Annotated in this window: 16 protein-coding genes; 6 read left to right on the top strand and 10 right to left on the bottom strand. The window is 66.8% G+C overall.

Going from position 1 to position 23426, the window contains the following annotated elements; genetic code table 11:
• The first annotated feature begins 59 nt into the window (after positions 1 to 59).
• Entirely contained in the window at positions 60 to 431 is a 372-nt protein-coding gene (gene pilH / locus G4G00_RS09120) for a twitching motility response regulator PilH (RefSeq protein WP_005410644.1), read from the top strand.
• Between the two features lie 93 nt (positions 432 to 524).
• On the opposite strand, the gene G4G00_RS09115 is transcribed toward pilH, so the two are convergent.
• Positions 525 to 1418 carry a DnaJ C-terminal domain-containing protein gene (locus tag G4G00_RS09115; protein ID WP_108756896.1) on the bottom strand — a complete coding sequence of 298 codons (894 nt, stop codon included), beginning with the start codon at positions 1416 to 1418 and terminating at the stop codon, positions 525 to 527.
• A gap of 260 nt (positions 1419 to 1678) precedes the next feature.
• Here G4G00_RS09115 and G4G00_RS09110 point away from each other — a divergent pair, with 260 nt between their 5' ends.
• Both G4G00_RS09110 and G4G00_RS09105 read left to right on the top strand, forming a co-directional pair.
• Complete coding sequence (locus G4G00_RS09110; RefSeq protein ID WP_108753836.1) at positions 1679 to 2161, top strand: peroxiredoxin; 483 nt, start codon at positions 1679 to 1681, stop codon at positions 2159 to 2161.
• 27 nt (positions 2162 to 2188) lie between these two features.
• Positions 2189 to 2764, top strand: coding sequence for a ferritin-like domain-containing protein (locus tag G4G00_RS09105; RefSeq protein WP_108753837.1), 576 nt, complete (start codon positions 2189 to 2191; stop codon positions 2762 to 2764).
• A gap of 157 nt (positions 2765 to 2921) precedes the next feature.
• On the opposite strand, the gene pbpC is transcribed toward G4G00_RS09105, so the two are convergent.
• From pbpC to prpB, 8 genes are all read right to left on the bottom strand, one after another.
• Complete coding sequence (pbpC, locus tag G4G00_RS09100) at positions 2922 to 5303, bottom strand: penicillin-binding protein 1C (protein ID WP_108753838.1); 2382 nt, start codon at positions 5301 to 5303, stop codon at positions 2922 to 2924.
• Between the two features lie 49 nt (positions 5304 to 5352).
• A complete protein-coding gene (locus G4G00_RS09095) occupies positions 5353 to 10260 on the bottom strand; it encodes an alpha-2-macroglobulin (RefSeq protein ID WP_164272781.1) in 4908 nt (1635 codons plus the stop codon).
• 162 nt (positions 10261 to 10422) lie between these two features.
• Entirely contained in the window at positions 10423 to 11601 is a 1179-nt protein-coding gene (gene prpF / locus G4G00_RS09090) for a 2-methylaconitate cis-trans isomerase PrpF (protein WP_164272778.1), read from the bottom strand.
• 23 nt (positions 11602 to 11624) lie between these two features.
• Positions 11625 to 11951, bottom strand: a complete 327-nt coding sequence (locus G4G00_RS09085) for a type II toxin-antitoxin system RelE/ParE family toxin (RefSeq protein ID WP_108753841.1) — start codon at positions 11949 to 11951, stop codon at positions 11625 to 11627.
• A complete protein-coding gene (locus G4G00_RS09080) occupies positions 11938 to 12195 on the bottom strand; it encodes a type II toxin-antitoxin system ParD family antitoxin (RefSeq protein ID WP_108753842.1) in 258 nt (85 codons plus the stop codon). The genes G4G00_RS09085 and G4G00_RS09080 overlap by 14 nt, the downstream gene beginning before the upstream one ends.
• 100 nt (positions 12196 to 12295) lie before the next feature.
• Entirely contained in the window at positions 12296 to 14914 is a 2619-nt protein-coding gene (gene acnD / locus G4G00_RS09075; RefSeq protein ID WP_164272775.1) for a Fe/S-dependent 2-methylisocitrate dehydratase AcnD, read from the bottom strand.
• Between the two features lie 97 nt (positions 14915 to 15011).
• Positions 15012 to 16169 carry a 2-methylcitrate synthase gene (prpC, locus tag G4G00_RS09070; protein ID WP_108753844.1) on the bottom strand — a complete coding sequence of 386 codons (1158 nt, stop codon included), beginning with the start codon at positions 16167 to 16169 and terminating at the stop codon, positions 15012 to 15014.
• 36 nt (positions 16170 to 16205) lie between these two features.
• Positions 16206 to 17099: a methylisocitrate lyase gene (gene prpB / locus G4G00_RS09065; protein WP_108753845.1), complete on the bottom strand. Its 894-nt coding sequence runs from the start codon at positions 17097 to 17099 to the stop codon at positions 16206 to 16208.
• Positions 17100 to 17252: 153 nt separating this feature from the next.
• Here prpB and prpR point away from each other — a divergent pair, with 153 nt between their 5' ends.
• A complete protein-coding gene (prpR, locus tag G4G00_RS09060) occupies positions 17253 to 18830 on the top strand; it encodes a propionate catabolism operon regulatory protein PrpR (RefSeq protein WP_164272772.1) in 1578 nt (525 codons plus the stop codon).
• Positions 18831 to 18847: 17 nt separating this feature from the next.
• Here prpR and G4G00_RS09055 read toward each other — a convergent pair whose 3' ends face one another.
• Positions 18848 to 19333, bottom strand: coding sequence for a DoxX family protein (locus G4G00_RS09055; RefSeq protein ID WP_164272769.1), 486 nt, complete (start codon positions 19331 to 19333; stop codon positions 18848 to 18850).
• Positions 19334 to 19745: 412 nt separating this feature from the next.
• Between G4G00_RS09055 and G4G00_RS09050 the strand changes: the two genes are divergently transcribed.
• Positions 19746 to 20492: a hypothetical protein gene (locus tag G4G00_RS09050; RefSeq protein WP_164272766.1), complete on the top strand. Its 747-nt coding sequence runs from the start codon at positions 19746 to 19748 to the stop codon at positions 20490 to 20492.
• Between the two features lie 122 nt (positions 20493 to 20614).
• Complete coding sequence (locus G4G00_RS09045) at positions 20615 to 23404, top strand: HD domain-containing phosphohydrolase (protein ID WP_164272763.1); 2790 nt, start codon at positions 20615 to 20617, stop codon at positions 23402 to 23404.
• The last annotated feature ends 22 nt before the right edge of the window (positions 23405 to 23426 follow it).

Below are 23426 nucleotides of genomic sequence, written 5' to 3'. Positions count from 1 at the left end.
GCGGCCCTCCCGCCATCACGTTGCCCGCACTACACTGCGGGCAACACATGGGGAACAACATGGCACGCATTCTGATCGTCGACGATTCACCGTCGCAGCTGTTGGGGATACAGCGCATCGTCGAGAAGCTCGGGCACCAGATCCTGACCGCCACCGATGGCGCGGCCGGCGTGGAAACCGCCAAGGCCGAGCTGCCTGACCTGGTGCTGATGGACGTGGTGATGCCCAACCTCAATGGCTTCCAGGCCACCCGCACGCTGGCCCGCGACGAGGCCACCCGGCATATTCCGGTGATCCTGGTCACCACCAAGGACCAGGACACCGACCGCATGTGGGGCATGCGCCAGGGCGCCAAGGCCTACATCACCAAGCCGTTCTCGGAAGACGAACTGTCCGAAGTGCTGGAGCGGGTGTTCGCCGGCCAGGGCTGAACCCGTTTCTGTAGAGTCGAGCCATGCTCGACTGCTCTTGGTTGCAGCAGTCGAGCATGGCTCGACTCTACATTTCATGGCGCCAGGGCGATCTCAGATCGTTTCGCCGAACGCCTTGGCCAGGTTGCGATAGGCCTTCTTCTGCGCATCGTCGGTCGCGGCCGGGGCCACGATCTCCAACTCCACGATCTGGTCGCCGTCGGGGTTGCCCGGCAACCCGCGACCGCGCAGGCGCAGCTTGCGGCCGGCATCGGAATCGGCCGGGATCTTCAGCTCCACGCTACCGCCCAGGGTCGGCACGCTGATGCTGGTCCCCAGCGCCGCCTGCCAGGGCGTCACCTGCAGGGTGTACAGAATGTTGCGCCCGTCCACCTCGAACTGCGGGTGCGCGGCATATTCCACTTCCAGCAACAGGTTGCCGCCGTGGTTGCCCTGCCCGGCCAGGCGGATCACCTGCCCCGGCCGGATACCCTTGGGCACGCGCACGTCCAGCTGCCGGCCATTGACCGTGATGCGCAGGCTGTCGCCCTTGTAGGCCGCTTCCAGCGGTACCGACAGCTTGGCCCGGGTATCGCGGTTGGGCGCGTGGCCCTGGCTGCTGAAGCCCGGGCCGGCGCCCGGCCCCTGGCCGCCGCGCTGGCGTGCGAACAGGCTTTCGAAGAAATCGCTGAAGCCGCCGCCGGCACCACCGCCGCCGCCGAACACTTCCTCGAAGTTGAAACCGCCGCCACCATAGTTGGGCGGCACGTTGAATTCCTCGCCGGGCCGGTAGCCCTGCGCGCGCAGCTGGTCATAGGCCGCGCGCTTTTCGGGGTCGCGCAGCGCCTCGTAGGCCTCGTTCACCGCCTTGAACTTGTCTTCCGCCCCGGCCTCCTTGCTGACGTCCGGGTGGTACTTGCGTGCCAGGCGGCGATAGGCGGTCTTGATTTCCGCATCGCCCGCGCTCGGCTCCACCCCCAGGGTGGCGTAGTAATCCTTGAATTCCATCCAGCTACCTCGATCTGCTTCGGCCGCGCCGGTGGCGCCGCCCCGGGTTCATTCTACGCGCCGGCGATGCTACGCCGCGCACCGTGCGGCCCTGGTGAGGCCGACTGATCCTGCGCAATGCAGCCGCCCTGCCGGTGCGGCAGGCTGAGGCTGGCGGCCCCCGCCGCAACGTTCCAAGATGGGGCGTGCACGCCGGGTTTCCAATGTCTTGACGCGTTCATCCCACCCACCCTTCTAGCCTGCCCCCGCAAGGAGTTCCCATGACCATCCACGTCGGCGACCGCATTCCGGAAGTCACCCTCAAGCGCATCCGCGAAGGCGTCGAGACCCTCGATACCCACGCCCTGTTCGACGGCCGCAAGGTCGTGCTGTTCGCCGTGCCGGGTGCCTTCACCCCCACCTGTTCGGCGCGCCACCTGCCCGGCTACGTGGAGGCGTTCGATGCGTTCCGCCAGCGCGGCATCGAGGTCTACTGCATGGCGGTCAACGATCCGTTCGTGATGAAGGCCTGGGCGGCCGACCAGCGCGTGCCCGACGGCCTGCTGATGCTGTCCGACGGCAATGCGGGGCTGACACGTGCGCTGGGCCTGGAGCTGGATGCCAGTGCCTCGGGCATGGGCATCCGCGCGCGCCGCTTCGCCCTGTACGCCGACGACGGCGTGGTGCAGGCGCTGTGGATCGAGGAACCCGGTCAATTTGAAGTGTCTTCGGCGCAGTACGTGCTGGAGCATCTGCCCACCTGACACCCCACCCAGAGGAAACGGCCAGCCATGTCCACCAAGCCAGCCAAGACCAGCAAGCCCAGTGCCACCGTCACCGCCATCAGCGACCGCAAGGCGCTGCGCGAGCGGGCCCGCCGCAACATCGAAGACGGTGCCATCACCGACAGCTACAGCGCCGACCGCAAGGCGGTGATCAAGCTGCTCAACGATGCATTGGCCACCGAGTATGTGTGCGTGCTGCGCTACTACCGCCACTACTTCATGGCCAAGGGCATGCTGGCCGATGCGGTGAAGGCCGAATTCCTGGAGCACGCCCAGCAGGAACAGGCCCACGCCGGCAAGCTGGCCGAACGCATCGTGCAGCTGGGCGGTGAACCCGACCTCAATCCGGACACGTTCTCGGCGCGCTCGCATGCCGAATACAAGGAAGGCAGCGATCTGCGCGACATGGTGCGGGAAAACCTGGTGGCCGAGCGCATCGCCATCGACAGCTACCGCGAGATGATCAATTTCGTCGGCGACCGCGACACCACCACCAAGCGCATCCTGGAAGAGATCCTGGCGCAGGAAGAAGAACACGCCGATGAGTTCGCCGATCTGCTGGATGGCTGGATCGGGAAATAGCGGCCCGGCAACCGCTCTGGTAGATGCCCACCTTGGTGGGCAGTTGTTCCGGGGTGTGCCAACCAAGGTTGGCACCTACCGTAGATGCCCACCTTGGTGGGCAGTTGTTCCGACGTGTGCCAACCAAGGTTGGCACCTACCAAAGCAGGTCGCGGCGCTACCGCAGCACGTTGAACCGCACCTGGGTCCAGGCGCCGTCGGACGCCAGCGCGGTCAACGTATGCGCGCCGGGCTCGGCAAATTCGCGCTGCATCAGCTGCGCACCCTGCGTCTGCGCGATCCAGCGGCCATCCAGCAGCCAGTCCACGTGCTGCTCGCTGCCCAGCGCGCGCAGCTGCAGGCGCACGCCATGCTCGGCATTGGGCGCACGCGCCAGTGCGGCGCCGTCGTTCAGTCCATCGATATGCAGGGCCACGCTGGCCTCGCGACCGTCGTCGCGACAATCCGGTGAGAGCGCCGGCAACTGCGAGGCGTCGCGCGTGGCCTTGGCCAACCACGGTGACAGCAACGCCGGCCAGCGCGCGATCTCGCCCGGCACTTCCACATGCGGCGCGCTGCAGTCGGCGGACAGGCGCAAGCCGCTGCGCGCATCGGCCACGTAGCGCTGCCGCCCCGGTTGCCAGCGCCGCGCGTCGCGCTCGGGGAAGGTCAGCGGCGCCGCACCGTCCAGCAGGAAGGCTGGCATGCGCCGCTGGCACAGCGACGCCGGCAGCCCCTCGGCGCGCTCACCGGTGGGCCAGCACACGTCTGCCTCGCTGACACTGGCCGGCATCGGCGCGGCCGCCGAATCACCGCGCTGGCGCGGCAGGCTGTCCACCACTTCGAACATCAGCGGCAAGGCGGTCACCGCACCGTACTGGCCGGGCAGCGGCGTGCCATCGGGCCGCCCCACCCACACGCCCACGGTGTAGTGGCGGGTGCCGCCGATCGCCCAGGCATCGCGGAAGCCGTAGCTGGTGCCGGTTTTCCACGCCACGCGCGGGCGCCCGCCGACATCGAAGGTGCCCACGCCGTAGCCTGGCCGTGGATTGGATTCAAGCATCTCGCGCACGATCCATGCCGCGCCCGGCGACACCAGTCGGCGCTCCACCATCGGCTCATCGGCGGTATAGCGCACGCGACCGGCAATGCCATTGCGATTCAATGCAGCGAACGCGCCCACCAAGTCTTCCAGGCGCGCGCCGGTGCCGCCGAGAATCAACGACAGATTGGGCTGCGCGCCCGGCGGGAATCGCAGCTGGATGCCGGCGTGGGACAGACGGGCGGCGAAGCGTGCAGCCCCCACCCGTTGCAGCAGGTCCACCGAAGGCACGTTCAACGACAGGCGAAGCGCGGTGGCCGCACCTACCGGGCCGTTGAAGGCCATGTCGAAATTTCCGGGACGGTAACTGCCGAAGCTCTGCGGCGCATCCACCAGCAGGCTTTCCGAATGGATCAGCCCATCGTCCAGCGCCATGCCGTACAGGAAGGGCTTGAGGGTGGAGCCGGGCGAGCGCCAGGCCTGCACCATGTCCACGTGCCCCAGCCGCTGCCGATCACCGAAGGACAGCGTGCCCACGTAGGCGCGCGCCTGCAGGGTCTGGTTGTCCACCACCAGCAGCGCGGCGGAGGTGCGCTCGGGCAGGCCGGAAAAATAGCTGGCCACGCGCTCTTCCAGGGTGCGCTGCAGGCCGATGTCGATGCCGCTTTCAATGCGCGCCTGGCCGGGATAGGTGGCGTGCAGCCGCTGCGCCAGCAGGGCCGCATGCATCGGCGGCCGCAGCGAGCGCGCCACCACGTTTTCGACGCGTGCATCAGACACCTCGTCGGCCGACCACACGCGCTGCTGGGCCATGCGCGCCAGCACCTTGTCACGTGCTTTCTGCGCCGCTTCCGGGTGCCGGTCCGGGCGCAGCCGGCTCGGTGCCTGCGGCAGCACCGCCAACAGGGCCGCCTCGGCATGCGAAAGCTGCGCCGCCGACTTGCCCAGGTACGCCCAGCTGGCTGCCTCCACACCTTCGATGGTGCCGCCGTAGGGCGCCCGTTCCAGGTACAAGGCCAGGATCTGCGCCTTGGACAGGTGCACTTCCAGCTGCACCGCGCGCAGCATCTGCTTCAGCTTGCCCCATGGCGTACGCGAGTGCGGGTCGAGGATGCGCGCCACCTGCATGGTCAGGGTGGAGCCACCGGACACGATGTGGCCGCCGCGCAGCAGCTGGGCTCCGGCACGCAGGATCGCCAGCGGATTGATGCCAGGGTGCTTCCAGAACCAGCGGTCTTCGTAGGTCAGCAGGGCCTGCAGGTACAGCGGCGACACGCTGTCCACCGTGGCCGGGTAGCGCCACACGCCTTCGGCATCGGCGAAGGCCCGCAGCGGACTGCCATCGGCGGCCACCACCAGCGTGCTGGTGTCGCGCTGCTTCGGTAGCGGCGGCGGGAACGCCCAATCCAGTACCAGCAGCAGGGCCAGCAGCGCGGCGGTGCCCCAGCGCAGCCACGGCCACAGGGGCCGCAGCCGGCGGCGCAGGGCCGCCAGCCGCATTCTGATCGATCGCTTCATGGTCTGCGGTCAGCAGGACGGGCCGCGCCACCGCGGCCCGTCCGCGCCATCACGGCTGCACCACCGTGATCGTGGTCGGGTTGCTGCGACCAACGCCACGCAGCTGCGGGCGGTACATGTCTTCCACCAGCGGCGGCGGCACTGTGTAGGTACCCGGGGTGACCGCGCGCACCAGGTAGAAGACGTTCGCCTTGCTGCCACGGGACAGCTTCAGCGCCGCCACGTAGCGGTCATCGCGGAACTCCTCGTGCTTGGTATCGGCCGCTTCGCCACGGTCGCTGATGGTGATGCCATCGACCACCACGTCGGCCCACTGCTTGGCATCGCCCAGGTTGAAGTTCTCGATTTCCAGGCCGGCCGGCAACAGGTCGGTCAGCAGTGCATCGGGCATGGTGGTATCGGCGGTGACGGTAACGCGCACGATCAGTGCCTCGCCTTCCTTCAGCGGGCGCGGCGTCCACGGCTTGCCATCGGTGCCGTAGTAGCTGCGCTCCACGCCCAGCACGCTGTTGTCCGGTGCCGGTGCCGTGCGCGGAATGCCGGCCACGTCGATGCTGGCGAACATCGGCGGCTGCCCCTGCGGGCTGAAGCGCACGCCGCTGGCCAGTTCGCCAGCGCTGAAGTTGCGACCGAACAGCTTGCGCTCGCCAATCGCTTCGGTGTTGCCACCGATCACCAGCTCACCGGCGACCAGCGCCTTCTGGTTGGCCGACAGCGCCTTGCCCAGGCGCGCGATGGCGACCTGTTCCTGGGTGCTCAGCCACATCCAGCCGGCATTGCGGCGCGCATCCAAGCCGCGGCCCAGATCAACGGCGCGGGCATCCCAGGCCGGCTTGGCCAGCTTGTTTTCATGGGTCAGCGCGATCATCAGCGCGTCGTCACGGATGGCACTGCCGTAGTCGCCGAAGTACGACGGCCGTTCGCTGCTGGACTTGGCGAACGCCGCCGCCAGTGCCGCCTGGCCACGCTTGGCATCGCCCTGCAGCGACAGCGCCACGCCCAGGTGGACCAGCGACAGGCCACCGACCGCCTTGCTGCGCTCGTTGTCGTACAGCGTGCGCAGGGTGCCCAGCGGGGCACGGTTGACCCGCGCCAGCACGTACCCCGAATAGGCCTGGTTGGCGAACTTCAGCTTTTCGCGTTCGTCCTGGCCATAGAACTGGTTGCCACCGGACAGCAGGTCCTCGCTCAACCGGTTCAGCGCCTTCTGCAGCACGTTGTCCGGCACGGCGAAGCCGGCGTCCTTGGCATCGAGCAGGAACTCGGTGATGTACGGGGTCAGCCACGGGTTCACGTAGCCATCGTCACCCCACATGGAGAAGTTGCCGTTGGCCACCTGCATCGATGCCAGTCGGCCGAACGCGCCTTCCATGCGCTCGCGACGGGTCTTGGCATCCAGGCCATCGGCACCCAGCATCGACGAGGTGGCCTGGTCCAGGATCAACGCCGCGTAGCCCTTGCTGGTGGTCTGCTCGGCACAGCCATACGGGTAGTTCAATGCGCCCTGCAGCGCACTGGCGAACGGAATGGGCGGCAGCGGGCTGACCAGCAGGCGCGCGTTCACCGATTCGGCCATCAGGCCCTCGGTCAGGCTGCCATCCAGGCTGACCGCGGCCAGCGGATCGAGCGTGCGCACCTGCGAGCGCACGACCTGCGGCCACGCCGCACGCACCGGAAGCTCGTAGCGGCGGTCGGCCTTGAAGCCGTTGCCGTCCACCCGCACCCGCACCTTGGCCACGCTGTGCCCCTCGCGCGCCGACAGCGGGAAGCTGAGCGTGCTCTTGGCATCGGCATTCAACTGCACGCTGCGCGTGCCTTCGGCCAGCGACAGCGGACCTTCGGTTTCCACCCGCACGTTGAACGCGCCCGGCTTGCCGGTGAAGTTCTGCACATCCAGGGTGACCGTACTGCGGTCGCCCGGGGCGAGCACGCGCGGCATGCTGGCTTCGGCCAGGATCGGTGCGCGCACCACGGTTTCCACGTCGCGCTTGCCGTACTGGTCGTCGCTGTAGACCACCGCCGACACGCGCAGGGTGCCGTTGAAGTCGGGCACCTTCAGGCGGATGCGGGCAATGCCCTTGGCATCCAGCTGCACCGGGCCGGAGAACAGGTCCACGGTCTGCACGCGCGCGGTCGGCCGCTTGGCCTGCGGCAGCGCCTGCAGGCCCATGTCGCCGCCGAACTTCAGCTTGCCACTGCCGCCATCGAAGCTTTCGATCACCCGGCTGTAGATGTCGTAGGCATCGATGCCCAGGCGGCGTTGGGCGAAGAAATGCGCGCCGGCATCGGGCACCGGGAAGCGGGTGATGTTGAGGATGCCCACGTCGACGGCCGAGACCGTGACATGCGCGGTCTTGCCGGCCAGCTGCGGTGCGCTGACCGTCACCGGCAGGTCCTGTTCCGGACGCATCTGCTTGGGCGCGACCAGGCCCACGGCCACGGCGCGACCCTTGCGGTCCATCGGCACGTGTACCACGCCCACCGCGCGCGCCGGGGTGATCTTGCTGGGCGCGGTACCGCCACGGAACACCAGCGCGGTGATGTAGACATCGTGGCGTTCCCAGTTGGCCGTGACCGGAATCTTGAAGGTGGCGCCCGGCTTGGCGTCGATCTCCTGCACGTACAGCATGCGATCGGATTCGACCATCAGCAGGCCCTTGCCGGCGTGCGGCGGGGTAACCGTCACCTGCAGGGTGTCACCGGCCTTGTAGCCGGTCTTGTCCAGGCCCAGCTTGACCTTGTCCGGGCGGGCGTCCAGGCCGCGGTTGTCATCGCCCCAGCTCCAGCCGGCACGGAACGGATAGCGACTGGTCAGGCCGGTGGACGGATCGAACACGTCCACCCGGTACTCGCCCCACTCCACCGGGAAATCGAAGGCCACCGCGCTGCTGCCGGCATCGACGGTGCGCGTTTCCTTGTTCTCGAAGCGGCGGGTGAAATCGTAGTCCCAGCGGTTGTCGTTGAAGGTCCAGTGGTAGTCGCGCAGCTCGCGCACCAGGGTTACCTTCAGGCCCTTGGCCGGCTTCGGCGTGCCCGCCGCATCCACGCGCAGCAGCTCGAAGCGCGCATTGCCGTTGGAATCAGCGCCATCATCGGGGTTGAACAGCGGGCGCACGCCGACCAGTGCATCGGCAGGCCACATCACCCGCTTCAGGGTGCGGGTGACCGTGCGGCCACCGGTCTCGTACAGGCTGCCCGACAGCACCACGGCAATCGGCGCCTTGGCCTTGGCCGCCTCTTCGGGCAGTGCAACGTCCTGGCGCAGCTGGCCGTTGGCCGGCAGCGTGGTATCGATCACGTCCTTGGCATCACGCGGCAGCTGCAGGGTCGCGTCGCCGAAGAAGTAACCCGGCAGGCCCTCCACCGGCTTCTGCTCAGCCGCTACGGCCATGCGCGCGGTGAAGCGGTTGCCATCGGCCGGCGCACCATACAGATAGGCGCCGTTGGCCAGCAGGCGCAGTTCCTCGCCCGGCTTCAGCGTCTTCTGCGCGCTGTCCAGGTCCAGCTTCATGCGCTCGGGCAGGAACTCCTCGATGCGCAGGGTCATGCCCTGGATCGCTTCCTTGCTGGCCGGGTCGGTACGGAACTCGACCTGCCAGCGCCCGGTCGGCGCCTCGGCGGGAATGACCTGCTCGAAATTGATGTAGCCCTGCTCGCCCGGCTGCAGGCGGGTCTCGCGGAAGGTCTTGCCGTCGGGCTGCTTCAGGCGCAGGAACACCGGCTGAGGCTTGACGGGCTTGCCGTCGTTGTCGCGCAGCAGCGCCGACAGACGCACGGTTTCGCCCGGGCGATACAGATCGCGCCCGGACCAGGCGTAGACATCGAACCAGGCGTTGTCACGGCCGGCCACGGCGAATTCGCTCAGGTCCAGCGCGGGCTGGTTGAACGGCAGGAAGCTGGTGTCCTTGCCACTGCTGGCCACCAGCACATGGGCCGCGTCCAGGGTGTAGTTCAGCAGGGCGTTGCCGTTGCCATCGGTGCTGCCCTTCAGCACCACCTCGCCCTTGGCGTCCAGCACGCGCAGGTCCACGCTCTTCAGCGCGGCGCCATCCTTCAACGAGGCGGTGTGGACGAACAGCTTGTCCTTGTAGGCGCGGGTATGCAGGCCGATATCGCTGACCGAGAAGAACGCGGTGTCGAATTCGCCTTCGTAATCACCGGTGCGCTTGAGCAGGGCGAAGTACAGGCCCGGTTCCTGCAGTTCCTTAATGTCCTGGGTTGGCAGATACGTCAGAACGCGCTCGTTCTGCTTGCCGCCCAGGATGAAGCGGTTGACGTAGACCGGTTCGGCCAGCTTGTTGATCGGGCTGCGCTCGTAATCGCTGCTCAGTTCCCAGCTGCCGCGACGGCCGCCGCGCTGGTACTGGCTGAAGAAGGTCGGCAGGTCCTTCTCGCGCACGCGCAGGAACTCGACGTCCACTTCCGGCACGTTCACCGACACCACCGGCAGGCCGCGGCTTTCCTTGGCCGGCAGCACGCTGCCCTGCGAGGCAAAGCCGGCCACGGGCTTCAGTTCGCCACTGAACACCTTCTGCTTCAGCTCCTTGCCCAGGCGATTGCCATCGGCGGCCAGCAGGTCCGGGGACACGACCAGGCTGTATTCCTTGCCGGCCTCCACGAACGGGTAGCGCAGGGTCAGGCCGTCATCGGACAGGGTCCAGCTGCTGTCTTCGGTGCCGACCTTCTCTTCGAAGCGCACCAGCTTGTCGAAATCCTGGGTGCCGACCAGCGGGCGCGAGAACTCCAGTGCCAGCGACAGGCCGTCATTCTTCTGGTCCGGATAGGCGCGCAGCAGGGTGAAGTCCTTCACCTGCTCGGCCTGGGTGGTGATCGCTTCACCACTGGCCTTGGGCAGCTGCCCACTGTCGTTGCGGCAACCGGCCAGGCCCAGCAACAGGCCTCCTGCCAGAACAGCCGCCGCCCAACCCCACCGCTTCCGCCGTGCCGGACCGCTCATGTCGTCACTCCTTGATCGAGGCGGCCATTATAGGGCCGCCGCGTCAAGGTGTTGACGGCGGGTGGCCGGTAGTCGCCAAAGTTGGTTGGCGCTGGGCCCCACGCACGCGCTGGCTGCCCACCAAGGTGGGCAGCTACCAGGCCCCGTGCAACTACCGGGGCCTCATTCGGCCGGCACCCGTACCTTGCCTTCCATCAGCACCCGGGCGCTGCGGCTCATGATCGCCTTGGTCACCGTCCACTGGCCGTCCACCTGCCCGGCCTGGGCGCCGACCCGCAGGGTGCCGGAGGGGTGGCCGAAGGTGACTGCCTCACGCTGGCCGCCACCGGCCGCGCGGTTGACCAGGGTGCCCGGAATTGCCGCGGCCGTACCGATGGCCACTGCCGCCGTACCCATCATCGCGTGGTGCAGCTTGCCCATCGACAGCGCGCGCGCATGCAGATCGATGGCCGAGGCCGGTATGGCTTTGCCGCTGGACGACACGTAGTCCTGTGCCGGCGCCACGAAGGCCACCTTCGGCGTGTGCTGGCGGGTCGCCGCGTCTTCCACCTTCGCGATCAGGCCCATGCGCAATGCACCGTGGGCACGAATGGTCTCGAACTTCTGCAGGGCCGCCTTGTCTTCGTTGATGGCCGGCTGCAGTTCGGTGCCGGTATAGCCCAGGTCGGCCGCGTTGAGGAAGATGGTCGGGATGCCAGCGGTGATCATCGTCACCTCGAAGCTGCCCACACCCGGCACGTCCAGAGTGTCCACCAGGTTGCCGGTGGGGAACATCGCGCCGGCATCGCCGTCATCGGACGGATCGATGAACTCCAGCTGGATCTCGGCCGCCGGAAAGGTCACGCCATCCAGCTCGAAATCACCGGTTTCCTGCACTTCGCCGTTGCACATCGGCACGTGGGCGATGATGGTCTTGCCGATGTTGGCCTGCCAGATGCGCACCGTGCACAGGCCGTCGCGCGGCACGCGGGCCGGGTCGACCAGGCCATTGGCAATGGCGAACGGCCCCACGGCCGTGCTCAGGTTGCCGCAGTTGCCGCTCCAGTCGACGAAGGCGGTATCGATGGAGACCTGTCCATACAGGTAATCCACGTCGTGATCCGGCACCGAGGCGGCGGAGATGATCACGCACTTGCTGGTGCTCGACGTTGCCCCGCCCATGCCGTCGGTGTGCTTGCCATACGGATCGGGCGAACCGATCACCCGCATCAGCAGCGCATCACGCGCGGGGCCCGGCACCTGCGCCGCTTCGGGCAGGTCCTGCAGGCGGAAGAACACGCCCTTGCTGGTGCCACCGCGCATGTAGGTGGCGGGAATACGGAGTTGCGGGAGGAAGGTCATCGTCGGATCCAAGCGTTTGAATGTCAGGAGATGTCTTGCATCAGCCCATCAAGGCCACGGTCAACACACCACACGCGTATGACGTGCACGCGCGCAGGCTGGTCAATGTAGTAAACGAGATAGCGTTCAAATGACGATACCGGGATGAAACGCAACGTGCCCGGCAACTGCGCGGCAAGATCGGCGTGTCTGCTGGAGCCCGAAGCGGGAAACAAGGCAATGCGCTGCAGGGTGGCCTCCAACTCGACCAGGAAACGCGTACCTAACGCGGCTCCTCCCTGTCGCGCAAACCACAGCGCGGCATCTGCAGCGTCGGTCTCTGCCCTCGGCCTCCAGTCAATCGCCTTCACGCTCCATCCTTTCGGTCAGTTCGCGACGCATGCGCTCGAACGTGTCAGCGGTCACAGGCGTGGCAGGCCCTGAGGCCAAGCCCTCGGCGATCAACTGTCGAAGCAATGCTTCCGCCTTGCTGCGCTGGCGCTGGCGGATCAGGTCGCGCACGTAGTCGGAGGTGCTGGAGTAACCGCCTTCGCGCACTTCCTCGTCCACGAACTGCTTGAGCGGATCGGTCAGCGAAATGTTCATGGTGGCCATCAGACTCTCCTTTGGCAGTTTTTGCCAAGTCAGTGTGCGCCCCACCCTGGTGTCGGACAAGCCCGCCCCCGACAGTCAGGGGCAGGCATTCAGCCCGGCCTCACGCCACCTTGGCGCCTTCCAGGAAGTCCTGTGCGAAGCGCTGCAGCACGCCGCCGGCCTCGTAGATCGCCACTTCCTCGTCGCTGTCCAGGCGACAGGTAACCGGCACCACCACGTCCTGGCCGTCGCGGCGGTGGATGACCAGGGTCAGGTCGGCGCGCGGGGTGCGCTCGCCCACTACGTCGAAGGTCTCGGTGCCGTCGATGCCCAGGGTCAGGCGGGTGGTGCCCGGCTTGAACTCCAGCGGCAGCACGCCCATGCCGATCAGGTTGGTACGGTGAATCCGCTCGAAGCCCTCGGCCACGATCGCTTCCACGCCGGCCAGGCGCACGCCCTTGGCGGCCCAGTCACGCGAGCTGCCCTGGCCGTAGTCGGCACCGGCGATGATGATCAGCGGCTGCTTGCGGTCCATGTAGGTTTCGATGGCCTCCCACATGCGCATCACCTTGCCTTCCGGCTCCACCCGCGCCAGCGAACCCTGCTTCACGCTGCCGTCGTCGTTGCGCACCATTTCGTTGAACAGCTTCGGGTTGGCGAAGGTGGCGCGCTGCGCGGTCAGATGGTCACCACGATGGGTGGCATAGGAATTGAAGTCTTCTTCCGGCAGGCCCATCTTCGCCAGGTATTCGCCGGCGGCGCTGGAGGCCAGGATCGCATTGGACGGCGACAGGTGGTCGGTGGTGATGTTGTCCGGCAGCACGGCCAGCGCACGCATGCCCGCCAACGTGCGTTCACCGGCCAGCGCACCCTCCCAGTACGGCGGGCGGCGGATGTAGGTACTCTGCGGGCGCCAGTCGTACAGCGGGCTGACCGCCGCGCCATGCTCCACGCGCACGTTGAACATCGGGTTGTAGACCTTGCGGAACTGCTCGGGCTTCACCGAGGCCTTCACCACGGCATCGATCTCGGCATCGCTCGGCCAGATGTCCTTCAGGCGGACTTCGTTGCCTTCGGCATCCACGCCCAGCACATCCTTTTCGATATCGAAGCGCACGGTGCCGGCGATGGCGTAGGCGATCACCAGCGGCGGCGAGGCCAGGAAGGCCTGCTTGGCATACGGGTGGATGCGGCCATCGAAATTGCGGTTGCCCGACAGCACGGCGGTCGCGTACAGGTCGCGATCGATGATTTCCTGCTGGATCTTCGGGTCCAGCGCGCCACTCATGCCGTTGCAGGTGGTGCAGGCGAAGGCCACGATGCCGAAGCCCAGCTGCTCCAGATCGGGCAGCAGGCCGGATTCTTCCAGGTACAGCTGCACGGCCTTCGAGCCCGGTGCCAGCGACGACTTCACCCACGGCTTGCGCTGCAGGCCGCGCGCGTTGGCGTTGCGCGCCAGCAGCGCCGCGGCGATCACGTTGCGCGGATTGGAGGTATTGGTGCAGCTGGTGATGGCCGCGATGATCACCGCGCCATCGGGCATCAGGCCCTGCGCCTGTTCGCCACGACCGGCCTCCAGCTTGGCTTCATCGGCAATGCCGCGCTCGGCCAGTTCGGCGGTGGCCACTCGCTTGTGGGGGTTGCTCGGCCCGGCCATGTTGCGCACCACGCTGGACAGGTCGAAACGCAGCACGCGCTCGTACTGGGCAGTGACCAGGTCGTCGGCCCACAGGCCGGTGGTGCGCGCGTAATTCTCCACCAGCGCTACCTGCGATTCCTCGCGACCGGTCAGGCGCAGGTAGTCGGTGGTCTGCGCATCGATGTAGAACATCGCTGCGGTGGCACCGTACTCGGGGCACATGTTGGAAATGGTGGCGCGGTCACCGATGGTCAGTGCCGCAGCGCCTTCGCCATAGAACTCAAGCCAGGCGCCGACCACGCGTTCCTTGCGCAGGAACTCGGTCAGTGCCAGCACCACGTCGGTGGCGGTGATGCCCGGCTGCGGCTTGCCGGTCAGCTCCACGCCGATGATGTCCGGCAGGCGCATCCACGAGGCGCGGCCCAGCATCACGTTCTCCGCTTCCAGACCGCCCACGCCAATGGCGATCACGCCCAGCGCGTCCACATGCGGGGTGTGGCTGTCGGTGCCCACGCAGGTATCGGGGAAGGCCACGCCGTCCTGCACGTAGACCACCGGCGACATCTTCTCCAGATTGATCTGGTGCATGATGCCGTTGCCCGGCGGAATCACGTCCACGTTCTGGAACGCCAGCTTGGTCCAGTCGATGAAGTGGAAACGGTCTTCGTTGCGGCGGTCTTCAATGGCGCGGTTCTTCTCGAACGCCTGCGGATCGAACCCACCGCATTCCACCGCCAGCGAGTGATCGACGATCAGCTGCACCGGCACCACCGGGTTCACCTTGGCCGGATCGCCGCCCTTGTCGGCGATCGCATCGCGCAGGCCGGCCAGATCGACCAGGGCGGTCTGCCCCAGGATGTCATGGCAGACCACGCGCGCCGGGAACCACGGGAAATCCAGATCGCGGCGGCGTTCGATCAGCTGCTTCAGCGAATCGACCAGCGTGGCCGGCTCGCAGCGGCGCACCAGGTTTTCAGCCAGCACACGCGAGGTGTACGGCAGCGTGGCGTAGGCGCCGGGCCGGATGGCATCGACGGCGGCGCGCGCGTCGAAATAGTCCAGCGTGCTGCCGGGAAGGTTCTTGCGGTAGTCGGTATTCATGGGCTGGCGGAATGCTTGGGGCGGGCCGGGTGCCGGCGATGCGGCGGCGAAATCACCCGGCCGGCAACGAGCCGGCCGGGTGCAGACAGCAGGTGGATCAGGCGCGCTTGTCGATGGCGACGAACTCGCGGTCTTCCGGGCCGATGTAGTTGGCACTCGGGCGGATGATCTTGCCGTCGATGCGCTGTTCGACGATGTGCGCGCTCCAGCCGGCGGTGCGGGCGATCACGAACAGGGGGGTGAACATGGCCGTCGGCACGCCCATCATGTGGTAGCTGACCGCGCTGAACCAGTCCAGGTTCGGGAACATCTTCTTGATGTCCCACATCACCGATTCCAGGCGCTCGGCGATGTCGTACATCTTCATGCTGGACTGCTCTTCGGACAGCTCGCGGGCCACGTCCTTGATGACCTTGTTGCGCGGGTCGGACACGGTGTAGACCGGGTGGCCGAAACCGATCACCACTTCCTTGCGCTCGACGCGGGCCTTGATGTCTTCCTCGGCTTCATCCGGGCTGTCGTAGCGCTTCTGCACTTCGAAGGCCACTTCATTGGCGCCGCCATGCTTGGGGCCGCGCAGCGCGCCGATGCCACCGCAGATCGCGCTGTACATGTCGCTGCCGGTACCGGCGATGACACGGCAGGTGAAGGTGGAGGCGTTGAACTCGTGCTCGGCGTACAGGATCAGCGAGGTGTGCATCGCACGCACCCACGAATCCTGCGGCTTTTCACCGTGCAGCAGGTGCAGGAAGTGGCCACCGATGGAGTCGTCGTCGGTTTCCACGTCGATCGCGCGGCCGTTGTGGCTCCAGTGGTACCAGTACAGCAGCATCGAGCCCAGGCAGGCCATCAGCTTGTCGGCGATGTCACGCGCGCCCGGATGGTTGTGGTCATCCTTCTCCGGCGCCACGCAGCCAAGCACCGATACACCGGTGCGCATCACGTCCATCGGGTGGGCCGACGGCGGCAGTTCTTCCAGCGCGGCCTTCACCGCGGCCGGAATGCCGCGCAGCGACTTCAGCTTGGCCTTGTACGAGACCAGCTCGGCGCGGGTCGGCAGCTTGCCGTGCACCAGCAGGTAGGCGATTTCCTCGAACTCGCTGGTATTGGCCAGGTCCAGGATGTCGTAGCCGCGGTAGTGCAGGTCATTGCCACTGCGGCCCACGCTGCACAGCGCGGTGTTGCCGGCGGCGGTGCCGGACAGGGCGACGGACTTCTTCGGCTTGAAGGTCGGGGTTGCGGTCGTATCGTTCATGTTTTCCCTCCGAAAACTGATGGTGCAGGGTACTGCTTATTTCTTGGCGGCGAACAGGGCGTCGAGCTGCTGCTCGAAGGCGTGGTAACCGATGCGGTCATACAGCTCTTCACGGGTCTGCATGGCGTCGACCACGTTGCGCTGGTGGCCATCGCGGCGCACCGACTGGTAGACGTTCTCGGCAGCCTTGTTGGCGGCACGGAAGGCCGACAGCGGGAACAGCTGGATGGCCACGCCGGCCGAGGCCAGTTCGTCGCGGCTGAACAGCGGGGTGGCACCGAATTCAGTGATGTTGGCCAGCACCGGCACCTTCACCGCATCGACGAAGCGGCGGTAGGTGTCCAGGTCATAGGCGGCCTCGGCGAAGATGCCGTCGGCGCCGGCCTCGACGCAGGCGATGGCGCGTTCGATGGCCTTGTCCACGCCGTCCACCTGGATGGCGTCGGTACGCGCGATCAGGAAGAAGTCCGGGTCGGTCTTGGCATCGGCGGCCGCCTTCACCCGGTCGACCATTTCACCCTGCGAGACGATTTCCTTGCCCGGGCGGTGGCCGCAGCGCTTGGCACCGACCTGGTCTTCGATATGGCAGGCGGCCGCACCGGCCTTGATCAACGACTTCACCGTGCGCGCGATATTGAAGGCGCTCGGGCCGAAGCCGGTATCGATATCCACCATCAGCGGCAGGTCGCAGACATCGGTGATGCGGCGCACGTCGATCAGCACGTCTTCCAGAGTGTTGATGCCCAGGTCCGGCAGGCCCAGCGAGCCTGCGGCCACGCCGCCGCCGGACAGGTAGATGGCGCGGAAGCCGGCGCGCTTGGCCAGCAGCGCATGGTTGGCGTTGATCGCGCCGATCACCTGCAGCGGCGATTCGGCAGCCAGGGCCTGGCGGAAGCGGGCGCCGGCGGAAACAGGGGTGGAAGCAGTCATGCGGCAGTCCAGTAGATAAGTCAGGGGTACAGGCGCAAACACCGTGCCAAGGTGCAAGCCATTGATTTCAAAAGGGTGACCGTGCAGGCAACCTGAAACATATGAAACATTGAAACAGGCGTATCATGAAACATCCTCAGTAACCGCCGCGCCATGTACCTGCCCCGCTCGCCCCTGCCCCCTGTCGATACCGACCGCCCGGTGATCTGGACCGTCAGCGTTTCGCGCCTGACCGGCCTGCTCGGCGATGTCATTCCCGAGTTCGACCGCCGCGCGCGCATCGAACAGATCAACCTCGGCTTCGAGGAGGCGGTGGAGGTGATCGGCCAGCGCCTGCGCCGCGAGCATTGCGACGTGGTCATTGCCGGTGGCTCGAACGCGGCCTGGCTGCGCGGCCGACTGGAGCTGCCGCTGGTGCCGATCCAGGCCAACGGCTTCGACCTGATGGAAGCGCTGGCGCGGGCGCGGCGCATCGCCAGCCGCATCGGGCTGGTCACCCACGCCAGCGACGTGCCGGTGTTCAGCAACTTCCAGCACAGCTTCGGGCTGGACATCGAGCACCGCCGCTTCGTCACCCGAGAGGACGCGCGCGACTGCATCGCCGATCTGCGCGCCAACGGCATCGAGGTGATCGTGGGCACCGGCATGGCCATCGACCACGCCGAGCAGATGGGCCTGCCCGGCGTGCTGCTGTACTCGGCCGATTCGGTGCGGCAGGCGTTCGAACATGCGCTGGAATTGACCCAGGCCCTGGCCCGTTCCGGTGGCCCCCCCCCCGCGCCGCGCCGGCGTGCAACGGCGCGCAGCGAGGCGCACGAGCTGCTGGGTGACAGCGATGCAATGGCACAGGTGCGTGCACAGATTGCGCTGTATGCGCCCCACGACAGCACCGTACTGGTGACTGGCGAGACCGGCACCGGCAAGGAACTGGTGGCACGCCAGCTGCACGCCGCCAGCGGCCGCCGCGGTCGTTTCGTGGCACTGAACTGCGGAGCGATCAGCGAATCACTGCTGGAGTCGGAACTGTTCGGTTACAGCGATGGTGCGTTCACTGGCGCACGCCGTGGCGGCCGCGTGGGCCTGGTGGAAGCGGCCGATGGTGGCACCTTGTTCCTGGATGAAATCGGGGAGCTGCCGCTGCCCCTGCAGACACGGCTGCTACGGGTGCTGGAAGAGCGCGAAGTGCTGCGGGTGGGCGCCACCGAGCCCACCTCGGTTGACCTGCGCGTGGTGGCCGCCACGCTGCAGTCGCTGGAACAGCGCGCGGCCGCAGGCAGCTTCCGTCGCGATCTCTATTACCGACTGGCTGCACTGCGCATTGCCCTGCCCGCGCTGCGCGCGCGGCGCAGCGATGTGCCACTGCTGGTCCAGCACTTCTTCCGCCAGCTGCGCGGCATCGATGCGCCGTTGGCCGAGGACGCCATGACCGTGCTCACCACTGCCGGCTGGCCGGGCAACGTGCGCGAGCTTCGCAACCTGGTGGATCGCCTGCGCATCCACTGGCAGCCAGGCGAAGGGCTGATCGACGCCGCGCGCCTGCTGCAGCTCGCACCTGAACTGCTGCGCGAAGGCACACCGGCCCTGCCGCTGGAAAACAACGGCAAGCGCCCGCCCCGCGCCCAACTGGAAAGCCTGCTGCAGGAACACCGCAACGACCGCGAAGGCATGGCCCAGGCACTGGGTGTATCGCGCACCACGCTGTGGCGCTGGCTGCGCGCGGAGGGGTTGTAGAGTCGAGCTTGCTCGACTTATCGAAGACCCGAGACGCTCCTTTGCCGTCCCCACCGCGCTTCGACGGCCAACCGGCCACTGCCCGCCGTGGCAATCCACAACAGCAACATACCCAACGCAACTTCGCTCAGATAGAAGAACCAGCTCAACCAATCCAGCACGCCCAGCCCCGCCGGAATCCGTGCAATGCCATCGGTCAGCGCCGCCACCGCGCATATCGCCGCGAGCATCAGGGCCGAGGGGCGGCTCAGACCCCCCAGTACCAGCAGGCCGCCCGCAATCCATTCAATCGCGCCGAGTACCGGCGCACTGAACACCGGGAACGGGATGCCGGCATCGACCAGCGTATGCACCATACGCTCGCGCCCCTCGTCGGTGAACACCTTGTTCCAGCCGGACACGCTGAACATCACCCCCGCCACGATGCGTGCTGAAAGCAGCAGCAGACCTTCAATACCACCGCGCGGGGACGGCACGGCAAACAGACAGCGCCAGGACGGCATGGCAACTCCGGAGCAGGGAACATCATCCCGAGTGTGCCGAGTGGCGGCCATCTCGGAGATGAAGCTCGCCGGTCCATTGGCGACATCTTGTTCCCTGCAGAACCGCAGAGGTGCGAGAGGGACCGAATGATCAATGCTATACCCGTTCCCAGAGGATTCCGCATTCGCGCCTTTGCACGACGGAGACCCACCAGCACTCCCGCACGACTGTTATATGCTCGAGAATCCTGCTCGTTGATGGAAGCTGCGGCTAGCGCATGCTCGCGGATGGAACGAACTGCCAAATAGCTCACACAGGACTACACCGGCACGCGATATCAATCAGAACCATGACGTTCAAAAAATCACTCCGCCAATCCCGATGAAAGGACGTCATATCCACGTACACCCTGACAATCGATAAGGACATCCAGTGAAAACCTCATCCGGATCACGCAACATCCTGACTGCATCCGTCACCCTGCTTGCAGCATCTGCGATATTCAATCTGAACGCAGCGACTCAGAACAGGGACATGGTTTCTGAAAAGTACGCAGACACTTACAGGACGTCCACCGAGGAGGCAACACAACGAATCGCCGCGTCGAGAGACGCCGGTCGACTGCAGCAACGCATCGCGACGGAAAACCCGGAAACGTTCGCAGGCCTCTACATCGAGCACTCGCCCGAATTCCAGATCGTCGTGCTGTTCACCAAAGATCCAGAGCGGAATCTAGCCAGGTATACGCAGAGCAGATTGTATTCCGCGAGAGTCGCGCCACGCTCCCTTGAAACTATACGGTCGGCACAAGAAGAAGTGGGCGAACAGCTGTCGAGATCGGAAATTCGTTTCGAAAGCGGAATCGACATCAGAAGGTCGGAAGTCGAACTACGGGTATTGGATGCCAGAAGAGCGGGAGAGGTGCTGGCAAAACTCCTTGCTGCAACAGACTTCATCAGGATCCACGAAACAACGGGGTTGCCTCAACCAACGGCACTTATCGGCGGATCCAAGGTCAGCGGCTCCAGAATGCACTGGACCATGGGACTGAACGTCGAAGAGCACGACATGCGGGTACCGGGGATCGTAACGGCCGGGCATTGCGAGAACAATCTGACATACTCGAACTCCGCTCTACAGTCGGTCACGGCCCTCTTGGCGGATAGGACGGACCTGTAGAGTCGAGCTTGCTCGACTGGCCCAAGCAGTCGAGCAAGCTCGACTCTACAAAGGCGGCCCCGCCCCCTGTCCGGTTGCGCACGCAACCTGCGTAGGGCTATCGGCATAGGGGGGGAAGCCTGATGAGCCACGCCGTACCGGGTCCGCGCCAGTTCCGCATCCGTGTCCATATCACCGCGCTGACCATGACCTGCATGGCCCTGGTCGCCGCACTGCTGATCGGCTGGGGCGTGATTGCCACCTACCAGCGCCTGGGCGCGGATGCCCGGCAGCGCGCCATGCGCGATACCACCCTGCTGGCCGAACAGTTGCGCCTGCAGTTTGCCCCGGCACAGGTGGCGCTGGGCCAGATCGGCGCCGGCCAGCTGCCCGCCCTGGCCGACGAACGCAGCCGCCTGGAACACGCCGCGCCGCTGCTGGCCGCACTGCGCGCGGCGCCAGTGGCAGCCTCGGTGTACGTGGCCTACCCCAATGGCGATCTGCTGCTGGCCCGATCACTGGCGGTGCCGGCCGTGCGCGAAAGCGTGGCGGCGCCCAGTACTGCCGACATGCTGCTGCAGACGCTCAGCCAACAGGTCGACGGCACGCGCGTGGCACGCTTCCACTTCCTGGATGCGCAAGGCCGGCCGCTACCGACACGCCCGTGGCCCAGCCACGACTTCGATCCGCGCCAGCGCAGCTGGTACCAGCAGGCGTGGCAGCGCCCGGGCAGCGTGCATGTCTCGGCGCCGTATCGCTTTGCCACCACCGGCCGCATGGGCGTCACGCTCAGTGAACGTGCCAGCACCGCCGATGCCGTGGTCGGTGTTGATGTGGCGCTGGACGATCTGGCCCAGGTGCTGGCCACGCTGCGGGCCACGCCGGGCACCGAGCTGGCGCTGCTGCATGGCAACGGCGAGATCGTTGCCAGCACGCTGGCCGCGCAAGCAGGCCACACCCCGCTGGCGCAGGCCCAGATACGCGCCACGCACAGCGGCCTGCCCGTGCAGTTCAACACCGCAGGTCGCACCTGGATCGGGTTGCGCTCGCGGCTGCAGACCGGGCACGGACAGACCTTCGATCTGCTGGAAGCGCTGCCGATGGACGAGCTGGCGGCCGACGCGCGCCGGCGTGCCGCGCAGACGCTGGGCCTGGCGCTGTTGCTGACCCTGCTGCTGCTGCCGCTGGGCTGGCTGGCCGGGCGTGCCCTGGGCCGCAGCCTGGTCGGCCTGCGCGAACGCAGCCTGCGTATTGCCCGCTTCGATTTCACCGGCGCACCCCTGCCTGCCAGCCGCGTGCGCGAGGTGAGCGAGCTGTCGCAGGCCATCCAGCATATGGGCGGCACGATTGCCGCGTTCCTTGACCTGACCGAATGCCTGGCCACCGAGCCGCAGATGGAGCGCATGCTGCAGCGGGTGCTGGAGCAAATGGTCAAGGCCACCCAATCGCGCGCGGCGGCGGTCTATCTTCCAGATGCACCCACCGGTGCCCTGCACCGCGCGGCTCTGGTGGGCACGCTGCACACGCCCTTGCCGGCGCACATCGCGTGGCCGACCGACGCGGCGCACGACCAGCCTCCGGCCGGGCAACTGCGACTGCCCCTGCGCGGCCGGCAGGGCAACCTGCAGGGACTGCTGCTCCTGGAGCACCCCACCGATGCCGCCCACGATGATGCCGCCTTCCTGCAGTTCACCCAGCGCCTGTCGGGCATGCTGGCGGTGGCCATCGAGACCCGCCAACTGTCCGAGGCGCAACGGCAGTTGTTCGAGGCACTCATCCGCCTGCTGGCCGATGCGATCGATGCCAAGAGCCCCTACACCGCCGCCCACTGCGAGCGCGTGCCGCAGATGGCCATCGAGCTGGCCGAGCACCTGCACCAGGCCGAAGACGGGCGCTACGCTGCGTTCCGCATGAGCGAAGGCGAGCGTGAGGCGTTCCGGCTTGGCGCCTGGCTGCACGACTGCGGCAAGGTCATCAGTCCCGAGCACATCGTGGACAAGGCCACCAAGCTGGAGGTCATCCGCAACCGCATCCACGAGGTGCGCCTGCGCTTTGAGATCCTGTGGCGCGATGCGGAACTGTCCGCCGCACGTGGCGAAACCAGTGCAGCCCAGCTCGCCAGCCGACAGCAGCAGCTGCAGGATGATTTCGCGTTCGTGGCCGGCTGCAACCTGGGCGGCGAATTCATGGCCGATGAAGCCATCGCGCGGCTGCAGGCCATCGGCCAGCAACCCTGGCAGCGCAACTTCGACGACCGCCTGGGCCTGTCGGCCGCCGAGCTTCGCCATCTGCAAGCACAGCGCCCGCAGGCTCCGTCCCTGCCGGCCGCGGCCACCCTGCTGCAGGACCTGCCCGAACACCGCGTGCCGTGGGGCAGCGACCGCCCGGCCGTGGAAGCAGGCGACCCGCGCAATACGCTCGGCTTCAACATGGAACTGCCCCCGTGCCAGCAGAACATCGGCGAGCTGTACAACCTGGGCATCCGACGCGGCACGCTCACCGACGAAGACCGCTTCCGCATCAACAACCACATCGTGCAGACCTACGTGATGCTGAAGGCCCTGCCCTGGCCGCCGGGCCTGGAAATGGTGCCGGAGCTGGCCGCCACCCATCACGAGCGGCTGGACGGCAAGGGTTATCCGCGGCGCCTGCCCGGCGACCAGCTGGGGTTGCTGGACCGGGTGATGGCACTGTGCGACGTGTTCGAAGCACTCACTGCCGCTGACCGGCCCTACAAGCCGGCCAAGCCGCTCAGCGAAACGCTGCGCATCATGGCGATGATGTGCAACGAGCAGCATCTGGATGCCGAGCTGTTCCGCTTCTTCCTGCGCAGCCGGTTGTGGGATGTGTTTGCCGAGCGATTCATGACGGCAGCACAGCGCGACCCTGTGGACGTGGAGGCGCTGGAAGGCCTGCTGACAGCCCCCCGGTAGGTGTCGACCTGGGTCGACACGG

This window comes from Stenotrophomonas sp. B1-1, from assembly GCF_010894375.1.
In the GTDB taxonomy this organism is placed as follows: domain Bacteria; phylum Pseudomonadota; class Gammaproteobacteria; order Xanthomonadales; family Xanthomonadaceae; genus Stenotrophomonas.
This window is presented reverse-complemented; position numbering and strand designations above follow the sequence as displayed.

Bases quoted from the DNA above. Each gene is read 5' to 3' on its own strand.
- pilH (WP_005410644.1), top strand. From the start codon at position 60: ATGGCACGCATTCTGATCGTCGACGATTCACCGTCGCAGCTGTTGGGG.
- G4G00_RS09115 (WP_108756896.1), bottom strand. From the start codon at position 1,418: ATGGAATTCAAGGATTACTACGCCACCCTGGGGGTGGAGCCGAGCGCG.
- G4G00_RS09110 (WP_108753836.1), top strand. From the start codon at position 1,679: ATGACCATCCACGTCGGCGACCGCATTCCGGAAGTCACCCTCAAGCGC.
- G4G00_RS09105 (WP_108753837.1), top strand. From the start codon at position 2,189: ATGTCCACCAAGCCAGCCAAGACCAGCAAGCCCAGTGCCACCGTCACC.
- pbpC (WP_108753838.1), bottom strand. From the start codon at position 5,303: ATGAAGCGATCGATCAGAATGCGGCTGGCGGCCCTGCGCCGCCGGCTG.
- G4G00_RS09095 (WP_164272781.1), bottom strand. From the start codon at position 10,260: ATGAGCGGTCCGGCACGGCGGAAGCGGTGGGGTTGGGCGGCGGCTGTT.
- prpF (WP_164272778.1), bottom strand. From the start codon at position 11,601: ATGACCTTCCTCCCGCAACTCCGTATTCCCGCCACCTACATGCGCGGT.
- G4G00_RS09080 (WP_108753842.1), bottom strand. From the start codon at position 12,195: ATGGCCACCATGAACATTTCGCTGACCGATCCGCTCAAGCAGTTCGTG.
- acnD (WP_164272775.1), bottom strand. From the start codon at position 14,914: ATGAATACCGACTACCGCAAGAACCTTCCCGGCAGCACGCTGGACTAT.
- prpC (WP_108753844.1), bottom strand. From the start codon at position 16,169: ATGAACGATACGACCGCAACCCCGACCTTCAAGCCGAAGAAGTCCGTC.
- prpB (WP_108753845.1), bottom strand. From the start codon at position 17,099: ATGACTGCTTCCACCCCTGTTTCCGCCGGCGCCCGCTTCCGCCAGGCC.
- prpR (WP_164272772.1), top strand. From the start codon at position 17,253: ATGTACCTGCCCCGCTCGCCCCTGCCCCCTGTCGATACCGACCGCCCG.
- G4G00_RS09055 (WP_164272769.1), bottom strand. From the start codon at position 19,333: ATGCCGTCCTGGCGCTGTCTGTTTGCCGTGCCGTCCCCGCGCGGTGGT.
- G4G00_RS09045 (WP_164272763.1), top strand. From the start codon at position 20,615: ATGAGCCACGCCGTACCGGGTCCGCGCCAGTTCCGCATCCGTGTCCAT.